Source organism: Methylophaga sp. UBA2496, assembly GCF_002341635.1.
Taxonomy (GTDB): domain Bacteria; phylum Pseudomonadota; class Gammaproteobacteria; order Nitrosococcales; family Methylophagaceae; genus Methylophaga.
The window spans coordinates 345,540-361,906 of sequence record NZ_DDOK01000003.1; the positions used below are offsets into that span (position 1 = coordinate 345,540).

Consider the following 16,367-nt stretch of genomic DNA (forward strand, 5'->3'; position numbering starts at 1 on the left):
CTTAGTTGGGTGGTCCAGCTAGGTTTTTTGTTAATTTCCTGCATTTGCAGGTCTAACGGGCGATTCTGTTATCTATACAGGGTCAAGGATATTTATAATGAGCGAAAGCTTTGCTGATCTCTTTGAAGAGAGTCTAAACGCAACCCCAATGCAACCAGGCAAAATTGTTACCGGTACGGTAGTCAATGTCGGTCCTGATGTTGTTATGGTTAACGCAGGTCTGAAATCTGAAGGCGCTATCCCAGTTGCCGAATTCATGAACGAAAAAGGTGAAATCACCGTTTCTGTTGGTGATTTGGTCGATGTTTCTCTGGAAACACTGGAAGATGGATTTGGTGCAACGCAGTTATCACGTGAAAAAGCCAAGGCGGCTGAAGCATGGATCAGACTGGAACACGCATTTGAAGCCAATGAAACGGTTATGGGGATCATTTCCGGAAAAGTCAAAGGTGGTTTCACTGTTGATCTGGAAAACATCCGTGCATTCCTGCCAGGTTCACTGGTTGATGTGCGTCCTATTCGCGATACTTCACACCTCGAAGGCAAAGAGCTTGAGTTCAAACTGATTAAGCTGGATCGCCCACGTAATAATATCGTCGTTTCTCGCCGTGCCATAATGGAAGCTGAGAACAGTGTTGAACGCGAAGCCCTTCTGGAAACATTGGAAGAAGGCAAAGTGGTTAAGGGTATCGTTAAGAACCTGACCGACTACGGCGCGTTTGTTGACCTTGGTGGTATTGATGGTCTGTTGCATATCACTGATATGGCTTGGAAACGTGTTAAACATCCTTCAGAAGTTGTTGCTATCGGTGACGAAATCGATGTACAGGTTCTGAAATTTGATAAAGAACGTGAACGTGTATCGCTGGGCCTGAAACAACTGGGCGACGATCCATGGAAAGATATTGCACGTCGTTATCCAAACAGCACCCGCATCCAGGGTAAAGTCACTAACATTGCCGACTACGGTTGTTTTGTTGAAATCGAAGATGGCGTTGAAGGTTTGGTTCACATGTCTGAAATGGACTGGACCAACAAAAACGTTCACCCTTCAAAACTGGTTACTTTAGGTGATGAAGTTGAAGTGATGGTTCTGGACATTGACGCTGAACGTCGTCGTATCTCACTGGGAATCAAACAGTGCCAGACAAACCCTTGGGAAGAGTTTTCCATGACTCATAACAAAGGTGATAAAGTCAGCGGTGCTATCAAATCCATCACTGATTTTGGTATCTTCATTGGCCTGGATGGTGGCATTGACGGCCTGATTCACTTGTCAGACATTTCCTGGGAAGAAGAAAACGAAGAATTGATTCGTGACTTCAAAAAAGGCGATGAAGTTGAAGCCGTGGTACTGGCTATTGATCCAGAACGTGAACGCATTTCATTGGGTATCAAACAATTGCAAGACGATCCGTTCTCTGCTTATTTGTCTGAACACCCACGTGGCACTGTTGTTACCGGTAAAGTCACTGCAGTTGATGCAAAAGGCGCAACAATTGAATTGGCTGAAGGTGTTGAAGGTTATGTTCGTGTTGCTGATATCTCACGTGAACGTATCGAAGATGCCAGCAAAGTGCTGAATATCGGTGATGAAGTCGAAGCTAAATTTACAGGAATGTCCCGTAAGGATCGCACGCTGACTCTATCTATCAAAGCGAAGGATGATCAAGAAGAATCCGAAGCAGTGAAAGAGTACAGCAATGTCAGTTCCGGCAATACCACTTTAGGTGATTTGCTGAAAGAACAAATGAATCAGAAAGATAGCTAATCTGATCATTAATAAGCATCCGGTCAAGCCGGATGCTTATTTTCTTGTTGTACAGCTGCCTTGATGTTTAAGGCATAACCCAAAGTCTACTGCCGGGAATCTAGGAAATTATGACCAAGTCTGATTTGATAGAAATACTATCCGAAAAACAATCTCTATTAAATTACCGAGACGTTGAACTAGCGGTAAAGTTAATTCTTGAACAGATGAGCGACTGTCTGTCACGTGGTGATCGTATTGAGATCAGAGGGTTTGGCAGTTTCACACTGCATCATCGTCCCCCCAGAGTGGGACGGAATCCAAAAAGTGGTGAATCCGTCAAGCTTGATGAAAAATATGTACCTCACTTCAAACCCGGAAAAGAATTACGCGATCGTGTAAATAATGCCGCTGGTTTTTAACAGAAATGAAAATTAGTCAGGAAGCCGTTACTGACGCTCTTGTAATAAAAAGTTATGGCGACGGCTTTCTACTGATTCAAGCTCCAAATCAACCGCAACAACGAATAACCCACAATTGCACACTGTCACCTGAGGGCGTATTTGATACGTTTGATCTGAAAACTTTGGCTGAGAAGCAAAGCAACACTCTCATTGAAAAAATAAAAGCCTTTAATGCTGACGTTATCATCATGGTGAATGACGAAGGTATAACTCCTCAAGTATTACAAATCACCACCAAATTGGCTGAGCATGGTATTTCACTGGAAACCATGTCACTTGGTGCTGCATGCCGTACCTACAATTTGCTCTTGAATGAAGGCAGAAAGCCGATAGTACTGGTTAGTTTTTAGTCCGGCTACCGGTTGATTTTGATCGGTGCCTCCAAGGTAACTTGAATCAAGATTTATAAACTGTGCGCAATGCCAGTTACGAAATATATCACTGTAATTGTCTTTGAGACTTACAGACAAAAACTTCGCAGACATTTCAGTACTTTTTCCAAATCAAATACCAGCCATTGTGGACAGCTTTTACAGACACAATCCAAAAGGTTGGGAGTACTTTCCCGATCTCCTGCAGTGTTGGAAATCTTTCATATTAAAGTCACTCCCCAAGTTAAACAAAATTTCCAGTTGCAGTGGTGGTGTTTAGAAATAAACAGACTGCGGTGCGGGTGAACCTCTTACAGATGCAGATAACCAGATAAATACCCATATTAAACTTAAGGTTTAAATCCTTGTTTTTAGGTTACTTATTAGCGGATACTGAAATAGCTTAAATGCTAAAACTTGACCACGCTGAGTGAAGTCAGGAAAATTCTCCTAGTTTGAATATAGTTAAGCAGGAAAAGTCTTAGCGAAAGTAGCAAACTGTGGCAAAAGACTCAGCAAAACCAGCAAAATTGATCTGGATCACGGATTTGAAATCATCAACATAGTTGTTTTGCGGTAAAATTCATTGGGCTTGATTGTTAGGCAGTATGAAATTGGGTTCTGTTTCTGAAAATAATTAAAAGAAGCAGTGAAAGAGTTTTCATGAGAGAGAAGGTGTGATCGCTATGCAGGCGAAACAACAGTACAACTTTGAAGTGGTCAAATGGTTCGCCTACATGGCGGTTGTCTATTTGGTTGCTGGGACAGGCATGGGTGTATTTATTGCATCACAATTAGCCTGGCCGGATCTGAATTTTGATAATCCTTATATCAGCTTTGGTCGCTTGCGTCCGTTGCATACCAATACGGTAATCTTCGCCTTTGGTGGTTCAACCCTGATGGCGACAGCATTTTATGTGGTTCAACGTACCTCAGGCGTAAGACTTTGGAGTGATAAACTGGCTTGGTTCACCTTTTGGGGTTGGAACCTGATTATCCTCGGTGCAATTATCACACTGCCATTGGGTTTAACTCAGTCAAAAGAATATGCCGAGCTGGAATGGCCATTGGATATTCTGATCGCAGTGGTCTGGATCAGTTACATGTTCAATTTCATTATGACCTTATCCATCCGTAAGGTTTCACATATCTATGTTGCCAACTGGTTCTTCCTGGCAATGATGATCATGATCACTTACCTCCATGTGGTTAACAGCTTGTCGATTCCTGTGAGTATGTGGAAATCCTATTCTATTTTCTCAGGTGTTCAGGATGCGATGATTCAATGGTGGTGGGGCCATAACGCTGTTGGTTTCTTCCTGACGGCGGGCTTCCTTGGCATCATGTATTACTTTGTACCTAAACAGGCAAATCGCCCGGTTTACTCTTACCGTCTGTCCGTTATCCATTTCTGGGCATTGGTATTTGGTTACGTATGGTTAGGTGCTCACCATCTTCAATACACCGCGTTGCCTGACTGGACCGGTTCATTGGGTGCTGCAATTTCTCTGGCGATGATTATTCCTTCATGGGGCGGGGCATTAAACGGTATGTTCACGCTAAGCGGGGCCTGGGATAAATTGCGTACTGACTACATCTTGCGTTTTCTGATTGTTTCTTTGGCATTCTATGCAATGTCAACCTTCGAAGGTCCGGTTATGGCTTCGAAAACTGTAAACGCATTGTCACACTACACTGACTGGACTATTGGACACGTTCATTCGGGTGCATTAGGTTGGGTTGCAATGGTGTCTGTTGGTGCTCTGTACCATATGGTGGAACGTATGTGGGGAACTACCATGTATTCCGTCAAACTGGTTAATCTGCATTTCTGGATGGCAACCATTGGTACCGCTATATACATCACTGCAATGTGGGTATCCGGCATCATGCAAGGTTTGATGTGGCGTGCTTATGATGAATATGGCAACTTGGCTTATACCTTTGTCGAGTCGGTAGCTCAAATGCATCCTTATTATGCGATGCGTGCAATTGGTGGATTGATATTCTTCCTGGGTGCGGTCGTCATGCTGTTTAACGTAACAGTGACCATTCGCCGCGCGATTGCAAAACCGTCCGCCGAAATGGCAACTGCAGCGAATATTTGAGGGTATCAGCATGGCTAAAAAATCTAATAAACGCATTAGTTTTCAAGAGTGGGTTGAACAAAACGTTTGGGGACTGGTGCTGGCAACGGCCTTGGTTGTTTCAGTCGGTGGTATTGTAGAAATTGTGCCATTGTTTTATCTGCAAAATACATTTGAGGATGATGTTTATCCTGAATATGAAGAACTGCAAGGCGTCCGTCCTTATACTGCTTTGGAATTAGCTGGACGTGATGTCTATCAACGTGAAGGGTGTTACCTGTGTCATTCACAAATGGTGCGTCCATTCCGTGATGAAAAAGATCGTTATGGTCATTATTCGCTCGCAGTGGAATCAAAATATGATCACCCGTTCCAATGGGGGTCTAAACGTACAGGTCCCGATTTAGCACGTGTGGGGGGTAAATACTCCGATGCTTGGCACATTCAGCATTTACGGGATCCACGTTCTGTCGTACCTGAATCTGTTATGCCGCGTTACCCGTGGCTGGATAATGCCACCATTGACGGAGAAGGCATGATTAAACGCCTGAAAGCGATGAAGGTATTGGGTGTGCCATATAGCGATGAAGAAATCCTGGGTGCAGCTGAAGCGGTAGAGGGTAAAACAGAAATGGATGCTTTGGTGGCCTATCTGCAGGTATTAGGCACTATGATCAATTTCGAACCTGGTAGAGATTACCGTGAGTGATTTTCTATCCTACTTCAATACAAATTGGTCAGCAATGACCGTAAGCGATTGGGTTGGTACGATACTGACGGTCATAATTTTCTTACTGATGTTTGGTATGTATTTCTGGGTCTTACGTCCAAAAAATAAAGAAAAGCTTGAATCACATCGTGACTTGCCGCTGAGAGATGACGATATAAATTCGGAGAAAAATGATGGCTGATAACAATAAAAACCCAAATGAATGTCCAGATACTGGTCATGAATGGGATGGCATCAGAGAGTTAACTAATCCACCGCCACGCTGGTGGACAATAGCCCTGTATCTGAGTGGTTTATTAGTGCTGGTCTATTTTATTTTGTATCCATCTCTGCCATTGGTAACAGGAAATACCAAAGGTATTCTGGGATGGACCCAGATTAAAGAATACAAAGAAGATCTGGCAAAAATCGAAGAAAAACGTGCACCGTTTGAAGATCGTATCGCTGCACTGTCTGCTGAAGAGATTCTTGAAGATGATGAATTGTTGCGTTATGCGGTAGGTTCCAGCAAGGTGCTTTATGGCGATAACTGTGCTGCCTGCCATGGTGTTGGTGGCTATCCACAACCTGGTTCTGGTTATCCCATTCTTGCCGACGATGACTGGTTGTATGGCGGTACTGTGGACAAAATTATCGAAACACTGGCTAAAGGCCGTCAAGGCATGATGCCTGCACATGCTGAATTATTGACGGATGAAGAAGTTGATGGTTTGGTTGAGTTTGTTATAAACAGTTCTAATGGCGAAGCCACAGAAGCTGAGTGGAAGCTATATAACGAAAAAGGCTGTGTGGCTTGCCACGGTGCAGATGCCAAAGGTATCCAGCAGCTTGGTTCAGCGAATCTTGCGGACAAAGTTTGGCGTTTTTCGGGTGAGCCCGATGAAATTCGCCATACCATTCTTCATGGTGTGAATGATGCCAACGATCCGCAAACACGCGTAGCTGTTATGCCTGCCTGGAATGAAAAACTTGCCGTGCGTCTTGAGGCAGAAGAGTACGGTGATGATCCTGAAGAATATTACGAAGGTGATGAAACAGAACGTTTAACTGAAAACGAAATCAAAAAGCTGTCAATTTATGTACACCAGCTTGGTGGTGGCGAATAGTAAACGTAAACTGATTATTGCGTGTCGACAGATGCAAGGAGATTGATATGGGTTTAGATGCTGTAGCGATTGGTTCCATTATAAGTCTTGTATTGACGATAGTTGTCATTGGCGTCATTGCATACAAGGTAGTCAAAAATATGGAAGATAGTTCCAACGATAATTAAGTAAATGATAAACGCAAAAAAAGCCGATTATTTCGGCTTTTTTTGTAAATTAAAAACTAAATCAGTAAATGCTTATGTGCTCGAACGTGTTACAATTCCATCGGATAAGCTGTGAATGAGGTCCAAACTGTGTCGGAACAAGCGAAGTCAGCTGAGCTCAATATTAATGACATCTATGATGAGGTCTCTGACTGGCATGTTAACGCCGGCGGCACTAAAGTCGTAGCAAAACGTATGTCGGGCCGTTTCAGACGACTGAAATGGTTTGGCATGTCAGTGTGGTTAATCTTCTTTCTTGGTCCCTACCTCCGTTGGAATGGACAACAAGCTGTTCTTTTTGATATTCCCAATCGGCAGTTCAATTTTTTTGATATCACAATTTTTCCGCAAGATATCTGGATGTTGTCCCTTACCTTGTTGTTTTTTGCCATATTACTGGCTGCAGTCACCAGTATAGCCGGTCGCGTATTCTGTGGTTATTTCTGTTTTCAGACTGTCTGGACAGATGTTTTTACGTTTATCGAAACACGCATCGAAGGGGATACCCCTCAGAAGGCGATGAAATTTAAAAATGCGCCGGCCTCCATCAGCAAAATCTCACGTATTACTCTGAAGCACGGTCTTTGGTTGGCAATTGCCCTGTTAACAGGGGTATCGTTTGCTGCCTGGTTTACTGATGCTTACCAGCTCTGGCATGACTATTTCACTTTACAGGCTTCGTTGGTGGCTTGGATTGTATTAGGTATGTTTACCGTTGGTACCTATGTTTTTGCGGGTTTTATGCGAGAGCAGGTTTGTTTCTGGCTTTGTCCATACGCACGTTTACAGGGCGTAATGTATGATCAGGATACGGTGCTGCCAGCCTATGATGCCGAGCGTGGAGAGCCACGCGGTAAACTGAAAAAGGGGGCTGTTGATGCCACTAAAGGTAGCTGTATTGATTGCAAGGTGTGCGTGGCTGTGTGTCCGACCGGCATCGATATTCGTAAAGGCCAGCAAGAAGGCTGTATCACCTGTGGTATGTGTATTGACGCGTGTGACAGCATTATGGATAAGACCAATCAGCCTCGTGGATTGATTCGTTACGCATCCTATAAGGATTTACATCACAATGCTCAACCCGCTGCTTTATACAAGCGCCCAAGAGTTATCATTTACTCATTCATTTTAATGATGGCACTGTCGGGCGTCGGATATGGTTTTGCGACGCTTTCCACAACTGAATTTCAGGTGATTCATAACCGCCAACCTGTATTTGTCCAGCTCAGCGATGGGTCTATTCAAAACCGTTACACACTTAAAATGCTCAACAAGACGAATGAAAACATTGAGGTAGAATATGCCATCAGTGGTTTGGATGGAGCAACTTTGCATGGTATCGATCACAACGTTATTATCGAACCCGGTAAGGTTATTCCATTGCAGGCGCTAGTCAGAATTCCTGATGGAATGCTCAACAAAGATCTTGAGCATGTCACATTTATCGCGAATGTTATTTCAAATCCGGATATTTCTGTGCAATACGAAAGTATTTTTATGGGGCCGAAATGATGGCTATTTCACAAGACAATAATCAGGCATTAAAAAACCCGTGGGTTTTAGGTTTTTTAGCATTTTTATGCACCTTTGTAACCGTCAATATTATCTTTATTTATCTGGCATTCAGTTCGCCGCCTAATCTGGTGGTTGATAACTATTACGAGCGTGGTAAGAAGTATGCCCAGCAAGAGTTGCAAATGGAGCAGGAAAAAAAACTGGGCTGGAGCGGCGTTATTATGGCTCCGCCCAAAAGTCGGGTAAATCAACGTCAGGCCTATGAAGTGTTTATTCAGGGCAAAAACTCAACGGCAGTACAGTTGGACTCCGTTACCCTGTTTGCTTATCGTCCATCCGATATGCGTGAAGATTTTTCAGTTGAGATGAACCCAATAGGACTGGGTCGCTATGGCACCGATGTTGAATTTGGTTTGCCGGGAAACTGGGACATCATCGTTGAAGCCAAACGTGGTGAAGATGAATTTTTAATCACTCGACGTATTTTTATCGATCCTTAAATTCGTTAGTAACTGGTAAGTTGAAACTCATTGTCTGAAGCTACTACGCAAGTTAAAGCCTGCGATTGTTTTCACTGCGGGCTTCCCGTCAGGAATTCCGGTGAATTTGTTGCACAAATTCAGTCAACCACGCATGAGTTCTGTTGCCATGGTTGCAGAATGGCCTGCCAGACGATCTATGCTGCAGGTTTACAAAGCTTCTATAGCAAAACTCCAGAGGGCGAACGACTCGCCCCACCCCCCGATACTGCAAATGATTTCCATGCCTACGATCTCGATGAAATTCAGGCTGATTATGTCGACACCGTTGATGAAAAACGCACGATAAATCTGTTAATTGATGGCATTCATTGTGCAGCCTGCGTCTGGTTAATTGAGCATGCTTTATATAAATTGCCAGGTGTATTGGCGGCGGATGTGAATCTGACAGCAAAACGCTGTCGCATCTGTTGGGATAATCGCAAAACGTCCTTATCCATTTTAATGCAGCATTTAGCTGAGCTTGGTTATGCCGCTGTTCCATTTGATCCGGAAACGGCAGAAGGGGCATTGGCTAAGCGACACCGTGGATTAATCTATCGTATGGCATTTGCCGGGTTTGCGATGATGAACCTGATGTGGGTTTCGATTGCCCTTTATTCCGGTGCTGCTGAGGATGAGTTTCGAGACTTGTTTCATTGGGTTGGTTTTTTGATTGCTACTCCAACCTTACTTTACTCGGGTTATCCTTTTTTCCGAAATTCAATCAGCGGATTACGCAGTCGTTATTTAACAATGGATTTACCGATTGCTATCGGTGCAACGGCCACTTATCTCTATTCTTCCTATATTACTTTTACTGGCTCAGTTGAAGGCGAAGTTTTCTTTGATACAGTCGTGAACTTTATATTTGTTATTCTGATTGGGCGTTATCTGGAAGCGCTTTCCAAACGCAATGCGTTATCAGCCACCCGTCGCATGCTCGAATTGCAGCCCAAACTGGCAACAGTCATTGAAGCAGGGATACAGAAAACAGTACCTATTCGTTCGGTTAAGGTCGGTGATTTGGTTTTAGTGCGGCCGGGTGAAAATATTCCAGTTGATGGCGTTGTGACAGATGGCGAGAGCGCCGTAGATGAATCGATGCTGACAGGGGAATCGCAACCTGTGCGCAAACAGGTAAACGACATGGTTGTCGCTGGAAGCATCAATAGTGAAGGTGCATTTGTGGTGAAAGCGCAGCAGGTATTACGCCATACTGCCTTAGCCAAAATAATCGCTTTGATGGATGAGGCACAAACTTCAAAAGCCCCCATTCAAACATTGGCAGACAAAATCGTGCCCTGGTTTGTCGTTATTACGCTGACGCTTGCAACGCTAACATTTGTATTCTGGGTTGGGAGTGATTTTGAAAAAGCCTTACTGGCCGCAGCCTCGGTTTTAGTGGTTACGTGTCCCTGTGCATTTGGTATGGCCACGCCAATGTCCATTGCTGTTGCCAGCGGAGTGGGGGCCAGCAATGGAATCCTGATCAAACAGGGTGTTGCATTGGAATCGTTATCCCGCGTAACACATTACGTGTTTGATAAAACCGGTACCTTGACTGAAGGACGACTTAAGCTGGTTGAACGAATTACCGCAGAAGGAATCTCCGAACAACAGTTACTGCAGATTGCGGCTTCGGCAGAGCAGCAATCCGAGCATGGTATTGCAAAAACGATTGTTTCAGCCGCTCAGCAATATGCCCTCCCGTTATTTGAGATATCTCAGTTTTATGCCTCTCCGGGAAGAGGCGTGGAAGCGCAGATTGAAGGCAATAAAATTATTGTTGGCACCGCGGATTGGATGCTTTCACATCAGGTTATTCTTAATAACGCCTGGCAGTTAAAAGTCGATCAGCTGGAGCAGCAAGGTATCAGTTGTGTGTTTGTCGCCAGCGAGAAAAAATTAATCGGCATATTAGGCCTGTTTGATACATTACGTGATGACGCCAAAGCCATGATTTCGGACATGTTAGCCAATGGTCTTAAAGTGACTGTGTTAAGCGGAGACCGACAGCAGGTAGTCAATTCAGTAACGGCCGACCTTGGAAATATTAAGCGCATGGCCGAGGTCTTGCCTGCTGATAAACGCCGGTTTATTCAACAATTACAACAACAGGGCGATTGTGTTGCCATGGTAGGGGATGGCATTAATGATTCGCCGGCATTGATTCAGGCTGATGTAGGCATTGCGCTGGCTTCCGGAACGGATGTATCTATTGAAAGTGCAGATATTGTTTTATCACACAATCAATTAAGTCAGGTTGCATTAGCGCGGCAATTGGCTACCCGGACGTTACGCACTATTCGCCAGAATATTGTATTATCGATCAGCTATAACGTGATTATGGTTCCATTAGCAATGATGGCATTAGTCAGTCCTTTACTGGCAGCAATCACGATGCCGATAAGTTCGTTACTTGTCATTGGTAATGCTGCCAGGATTAGTCGAATATTTAAGAGGTAGGCTATGGAGGTCATATACGGACTTTTACCCGGGATGTTATTACTGGGTTTAGTGGGAGTTGTGGTTTTTTTCTGGGCCGTTCGCAGTGGCCAATATGATGATATGGAAGGCGCCGCTAATCGAGTTTTGATGGAAGATGATAATCATTCAGAAGAAATCGAAGTGGAATCAGACGTGGAAAATACAAATAATAATGAGCATAAATCTGATTAAATTATTATTCCATCCGCAACCCCGTTTATGCCAACTAACAATGGCTTGGCAGCAGAACGGTACTTTAATATGAATGGGAGTATCAACGGATCATTAGCTGTAGTTGGCCTGCATATAATTGTGCTTTTATCCAGGAAAAATCATCAGAAAAGCAATCTTTATGCAGCTTTTATATGCCCCGACTGAACAGTGCTATGCCTTGTGCAACAGGGACACTAGTTAAGATAGCGAGATGGACCTTTTCCAGTATCAACAGTATGTCCGTCTCAGTAGCAAAGTTTGACTTAGCAAATTACAAAATGGAATGTATCTCCGATTCAAATCGGATGCTTTTGAGTTTTCATACCAGCTCCATGAACGAGTGTGAATTATATGAACAGGGAAAATATGTTTAAGCATTGGAGCATCCGGACCATGCTGAATTTATGGGCTGTTATTACGCTATTAATGGTATTGGTGATTGCTGGAATTTCCATTTCTGTATTCAGTCATTACAGATGGTTGATGATCTTTAGCAGTTTAATGATTGTTTTAGGAATAACCTGGTTTGTACTCAGCATGAAAGCGCGTATCAACCAGCCTATGCAGCGATTACGAAGTGCAATGCATGCCTTGTCAGAACAAAAATTTGATACCCGAATGTCAACCAGTAATGGTCAGAGTGAATTTAATTTACTTGCCAATGACTTTAATGTCTTTGCTGCACAAACCCAGGAGTTGATTGCAAAGCTGGATGAAACCAAGCATTCGCTCGAAATCCGTGAAACAAGGCTTCGAGCCATTCTTAACGGCGTCCCTGAAGCGATTCTGGCTATCCAGGCGGATGGATCAATTAGCTCATGCAATCCTGCTGCTGAACGAATATTACAAGCGAGTGAAAACCAATTAGCTGGACAGAATATTCTGCAGTTCATTGCCCCATCCGAGCACATTAAATCACTCAACGATATTGCTGAATCACAAAAAATTAATCGTGAATTTGAAGGGCGAAACTGGTACGGGGAGACTTTTTCCATGTGGTTGTCACTTCGCCCTTTATCACAATTTGACGATGATATCTGGGTTTGCGTGATTTCAGACATCAGTTCATGGAAGCGAACCAAGTTGGCGTTGGTGCAGACCAGCAATGAATTAAACGCCATTCTGGAAAACGCCATGGTGGGTATTGCCTTTATTAAAAACCGTCATATTATTCGGGTGAATAATAAATTCGAACAACTGTTTTTGTTTCCACGCGAAGATATTGAAGGTCAAAGCACACTTTGTCTTCATCCAAGCGAGGAAGCATTTAAGCGTTTCGGAGATCAGGCTTATAACGCCCTGTCTGAAGCAGAAAATTTTGAAGCCCAGGTCGAGATGAAAAGGGCCAATGGTGAGAAATTCTGGTGTGCTGTCGCCGGGCAAGTCATTGATCCTGAAAACCCGTCAGAGGGATCTATCTGGCTATATGAAGATGTTACCAATCAACGGCAAAATGAAGAAAGACTGACACGTTTAGCCAGCAGCGATATTCTGACCGGGTTGCCAAATCGTGGCGTGTTTAAAGATCGTCTAGAGCATGCCATTCATAAAGCACAACGGCAAAATGGTCGACTGGCAGTATTTTTCCTGGATCTGGATCACTTTAAACATATTAATGATTCGCTAGGCCACAAGGCAGGCGATATTTTACTTTGTGAGGTGGCGCGGCGAATTCGTTCCTGTGTTCGGGAGAGTGACACCGTAGCCAGGCTGGGTGGTGATGAATTTACCGTGATTCTGGAAGATATCAACTCAGCGCAATATGTCGGAAAGGTTGCTGAGAAAATTCTCAATACAACATCACTGCCCTATATGCTGGATAACATTGAAGTGAATATCAGTCCCAGTATTGGTATCAGTTTATATCCTGCGGATGGTCGTGATGTAGACATGCTGGTGAGAAATGCCGATGCGGCAATGTATTACGCCAAGAGTACAGGACGTAATAATTTTCAGTTTTATTCCTCAGAAATGAATGCACAGGCATCGCAGCGTCTGGCGATGGAAACCGCCCTGCGTCGTGCGGTTGAGTTGCAGGAGTTCTATTTGCAATTTCAACCGCAAATTGAACTTGAGACCGGTCGTGTTGCTGGTGCAGAGGTGTTATTACGCTGGCATACCGAACAATGGGGGGATGTGTCGCCCGCGATATTTGTGCCGGTGCTTGAAGATACGGGTTTGATCAGTACTGTGGGTGAATGGGTGTTAAAAAAAACCTGTGAAGCCTTCATGGCTAATTGTGATTATTTACCGGATGACTTCTTAATGGCTGTTAACCTTTCAGGGCGCCAGTTCAAAGGCAATCTGCTGGTTAACTTTATTCGTAATTTGCTGGAACAATCAGGTATGCCAGCAAAAAATCTGGAATTGGAAATCACCGAAAGCTTGTTAATGGAAAACACTGAGCAGGCTGTGCAAACCTTACGTGAATTAAGCTTGCTGGGTATCACGCTGGCAATTGATGACTTTGGTACGGGGTATTCTTCACTGTCTTATTTGAAGCAGTTTCCACTCAATGTGTTAAAAATTGATCGGACTTTTGTCCGTGATGTCACTGAAGACAGTGATGATGCGGCAATCGTTAATGCCATTTTGGCGATGTCTAACAGTCTTGCCTTGCAAGTTGTTGCGGAAGGGGTTGAAACGGCAGAGCAACTTGCATTTTTACGTAAGAGCCAGTGTAAACGTGCTCAGGGATTTTATTTCAGCAGGGCTATAAACTTAAACGAGCTGATGGAATATATAAAACAAAATGATCAAAAGGTCCGAGCTGTATAAGTCAGCACGGGCCTTTCTTCCGGATGCAGTCTGATGGTCAGTCCAAATGCAGGATAATGCCAGATTTCAGCTGCACTTTCTTCAGCTTCATCACTGATTTCATCGGGCTCACCAAAGCGATTACGAACCATCTCTGCATCTAGTCTCACGCTAGGGATATAGGTAATGGCGGTCGCCGGAGCAGACAATAAACGTTGTTTATCATCAAATGCCGGATCATAACGTCGTGCACCACTTGGCTGTAACTTCGCCGAAGCGGCCCGTGACGCCATGGATTTTAATTCATTGTCATCCAGCAATAGATTAACCACCACGCGAGCAGACAATCCCCCAAGATTGACGGATTCAAAAAAAGCTTCTGCAGTAATACGTTCGTTAACACTGATAAATAAAGCGACTTCCCCTGCTTCACGCCATAACTGCTGAATCTCGCCGTAGGAAGTGGTGCCTAAATGCACGCCCATTACTTCAATCTGTTCATCGGGCATAACCGTAATTTCCCACGGTTTTGGATCCGTCGGTTGCGGTGACGGAATCAGCATTAATGCAGCAATGCCAATGATGACTAAAGCTGTACCGAGTAAAAATTTGAGCAATATACGCATAAAAATCCGAAATTAATTAACGTGTAACCAAAAAGTGACCGGCCCGTCATTGGTCAGTGAAACCTGCATATCTGCACCAAACTGTCCCGACTCAACAGTCATTGAAAGATCTTGAGTCTGTGTCAACAGATAATCAAACAGTTTTTTGCCCTGTTCAGGGGGCGCTGCTGGGGTAAAGCTGGGGCGATTACCTTTGCGGGTATCCGCCGGCAAAGTAAATTGTGGCACCAGCAATAAATCGCCTTTTATATCCTGCAAACTTAAATTCATCTTATCGTCAGCATCACTAAACACCCGATAGTTTACAATCCGCTGCAACAACCTGTCGGCGATAAGCGGGGTGTCAGCCTTCTCCACACCAACAAACACAAGTAAGCCTTGTTTAATTTGCGCGATGGTCTGGTTGTTGGCAATGGTGACATTTGCCTGGCTGACCCGTTGTAACAAAGCGATCATACAAATTGCATTGCTAGTTTATCGGTAGTTCGAACCAGCGCATCAATAATTGCTGGCTCACTTGCTGCATGACCGGCCAGGGGTAACACCTCAAAGCAGGCCTTTGGCCAACGCTGATAGACCTCCCAGGATTGCTGCATGGGGCACACCATATCGTAACGGCCATGAATAATGGTTGCCGGGATATGGTTAATTTTTTTAATACTGTCGAGTAATGGACTCTCGGCCAAAAAACATTCATTCAAAGCATAATGCAATTGGATTCTGGCGTGTGCCAGCGGTCCCGGTGATGCCTCAGCTTCTGGTTGATAATGCTGATCGCGCATCATCACAATAGTCGCTTCCCAGCTTTGCAGAGTATTGGCGGCCATTATCTGTTGTTGTTCATTCTGGTGGGTTATTTGCTGATAAAAGTAAGTTAACGGCTTTTCCTGTTCGCTTTCAGGTACATCTTTAACCAGTGCATGCCACGCTTCAGCAAATATTCTTGATGCGCCTCCTGCAGCGTATACCCAGTTAATATCTTGCTGCCTGCCAAGAAAAGTGCCGCGTAACACCATTTTTGAGACATGCTGTGAATACTGTCGGGCATAAGCCAATGCCAACGTTGCTCCCCAGGAGCCGCCAAATAGCATCCACTTTTCAATATTCAGCAATTTACGAATAGCTTCCATATCCGCGATCAGATAATCAGTTGTATTATTTTCCAGCTCACCTGACGGCTGTGAACGTCCACAACCTCGCTGATCAAACAGAATGATGTGGTATCGCTCAGGATCAAAATAACAGCGATGCTGCGGGCGACATCCGGAGCCGGGACCTCCATGCAAAAAAATCACTGGGATCCCTTCAGGATTGCCGCACTGTTCAATATAAACTTGATGACGGCGTCCATCTGACATTTCTTCACAGGCTAATAGCTGGCTGTGAAAAGGCTCGATATCAGGGTAAAGAGTACGCATAAACGGTTCCGTGTTAGTTTTCAGCAGGCAACTATATCATGTCAGATGATGGTAATTATTACCTTGATGGGCGAAAATATAACGTTTAACTGTTGGCACTGCTGGTCAGCAGTAAT

The 16,367-nt window shown here is 44.1% G+C and carries 15 protein-coding genes; 12 read left to right on the forward strand and 3 right to left on the reverse strand.

What is annotated here, in order from left to right:
• Positions 1 to 97: 97 nt before the first annotated feature.
• The 12 genes from rpsA to B2W60_RS02570 all read left to right on the forward strand — a co-directional run bounded on the left by rpsA (position 98) and on the right by B2W60_RS02570 (position 14,228).
• Complete coding sequence (gene rpsA / locus B2W60_RS02515) at positions 98 to 1,771, forward strand: 30S ribosomal protein S1 (RefSeq protein ID WP_292361691.1); 1,674 nt, start codon at positions 98 to 100, stop codon at positions 1,769 to 1,771.
• A gap of 110 nt (positions 1,772 to 1,881) precedes the next feature.
• A complete protein-coding gene (locus B2W60_RS02520) occupies positions 1,882 to 2,172 on the forward strand; it encodes an integration host factor subunit beta (protein WP_069296502.1) in 291 nt (96 codons plus the stop codon).
• A 5-nt stretch (positions 2,173 to 2,177) separates the two neighbouring features.
• On the forward strand, positions 2,178 to 2,564 hold the full coding sequence (locus tag B2W60_RS02525; RefSeq protein WP_292361692.1) for an MTH938/NDUFAF3 family protein: 387 nt from the start codon (positions 2,178 to 2,180) through the stop codon (positions 2,562 to 2,564).
• A 707-nt stretch (positions 2,565 to 3,271) separates the two neighbouring features.
• Positions 3,272 to 4,693 (forward strand): cytochrome-c oxidase, cbb3-type subunit I, encoded by a 1,422-nt coding sequence (ccoN, locus tag B2W60_RS02530; RefSeq protein WP_292361693.1) that lies wholly within the window; start codon positions 3,272 to 3,274, stop codon positions 4,691 to 4,693.
• Between the two features lie 10 nt (positions 4,694 to 4,703).
• Entirely contained in the window at positions 4,704 to 5,381 is a 678-nt protein-coding gene (gene ccoO / locus B2W60_RS02535) for a cytochrome-c oxidase, cbb3-type subunit II (RefSeq protein ID WP_292361694.1), read from the forward strand.
• Positions 5,374 to 5,583 carry a cbb3-type cytochrome c oxidase subunit 3 gene (locus tag B2W60_RS02540; RefSeq protein WP_292361695.1) on the forward strand — a complete coding sequence of 70 codons (210 nt, stop codon included), beginning with the start codon at positions 5,374 to 5,376 and terminating at the stop codon, positions 5,581 to 5,583. The genes ccoO and B2W60_RS02540 overlap by 8 nt, the downstream gene beginning before the upstream one ends.
• Complete coding sequence (ccoP, locus tag B2W60_RS02545) at positions 5,576 to 6,508, forward strand: cytochrome-c oxidase, cbb3-type subunit III (protein ID WP_292361696.1); 933 nt, start codon at positions 5,576 to 5,578, stop codon at positions 6,506 to 6,508. The genes B2W60_RS02540 and ccoP overlap by 8 nt, the downstream gene beginning before the upstream one ends.
• A 278-nt stretch (positions 6,509 to 6,786) precedes the next feature.
• Positions 6,787 to 8,226, forward strand: coding sequence for a cytochrome c oxidase accessory protein CcoG (gene ccoG, locus B2W60_RS02550; protein WP_292361697.1), 1,440 nt, complete (start codon positions 6,787 to 6,789; stop codon positions 8,224 to 8,226).
• A complete protein-coding gene (locus B2W60_RS02555) occupies positions 8,223 to 8,729 on the forward strand; it encodes a FixH family protein (RefSeq protein WP_292363955.1) in 507 nt (168 codons plus the stop codon). Before ccoG ends, B2W60_RS02555 begins: the two co-directional genes overlap by 4 nt.
• A 30-nt stretch (positions 8,730 to 8,759) precedes the next feature.
• Complete coding sequence (locus B2W60_RS02560) at positions 8,760 to 11,216, forward strand: heavy metal translocating P-type ATPase (RefSeq protein WP_292361699.1); 2,457 nt, start codon at positions 8,760 to 8,762, stop codon at positions 11,214 to 11,216.
• Between the two features lie 3 nt (positions 11,217 to 11,219).
• The gene (ccoS, locus tag B2W60_RS02565; protein WP_292361700.1) at positions 11,220 to 11,429 is read left to right on the forward strand and encodes a cbb3-type cytochrome oxidase assembly protein CcoS; all 210 of its coding nucleotides are present in this window, start codon (positions 11,220 to 11,222) and stop codon (positions 11,427 to 11,429) included.
• Between the two features lie 414 nt (positions 11,430 to 11,843).
• Positions 11,844 to 14,228 (forward strand): EAL domain-containing protein, encoded by a 2,385-nt coding sequence (locus B2W60_RS02570; RefSeq protein ID WP_292361701.1) that lies wholly within the window; start codon positions 11,844 to 11,846, stop codon positions 14,226 to 14,228.
• Here the strand turns inward: B2W60_RS02570 and B2W60_RS02575 are convergent.
• From B2W60_RS02575 to pip, 3 genes are read right to left on the reverse strand one after another with little or no spacing between them, the layout of a single operon-like run.
• Entirely contained in the window at positions 14,207 to 14,833 is a 627-nt protein-coding gene (locus tag B2W60_RS02575) for a lytic murein transglycosylase (RefSeq protein ID WP_292361702.1), read from the reverse strand. The two genes, B2W60_RS02570 and B2W60_RS02575, sit on opposite strands and share 22 nt — an antisense overlap.
• Before the next feature lie 12 nt (positions 14,834 to 14,845).
• Positions 14,846 to 15,289: a D-aminoacyl-tRNA deacylase gene (dtd, locus tag B2W60_RS02580; RefSeq protein WP_292361703.1), complete on the reverse strand. Its 444-nt coding sequence runs from the start codon at positions 15,287 to 15,289 to the stop codon at positions 14,846 to 14,848.
• Positions 15,286 to 16,251, reverse strand: coding sequence for a prolyl aminopeptidase (pip, locus tag B2W60_RS02585; RefSeq protein ID WP_292361704.1), 966 nt, complete (start codon positions 16,249 to 16,251; stop codon positions 15,286 to 15,288). The genes dtd and pip overlap by 4 nt, the downstream gene beginning before the upstream one ends.
• Positions 16,252 to 16,367 lie beyond the last annotated feature (116 nt).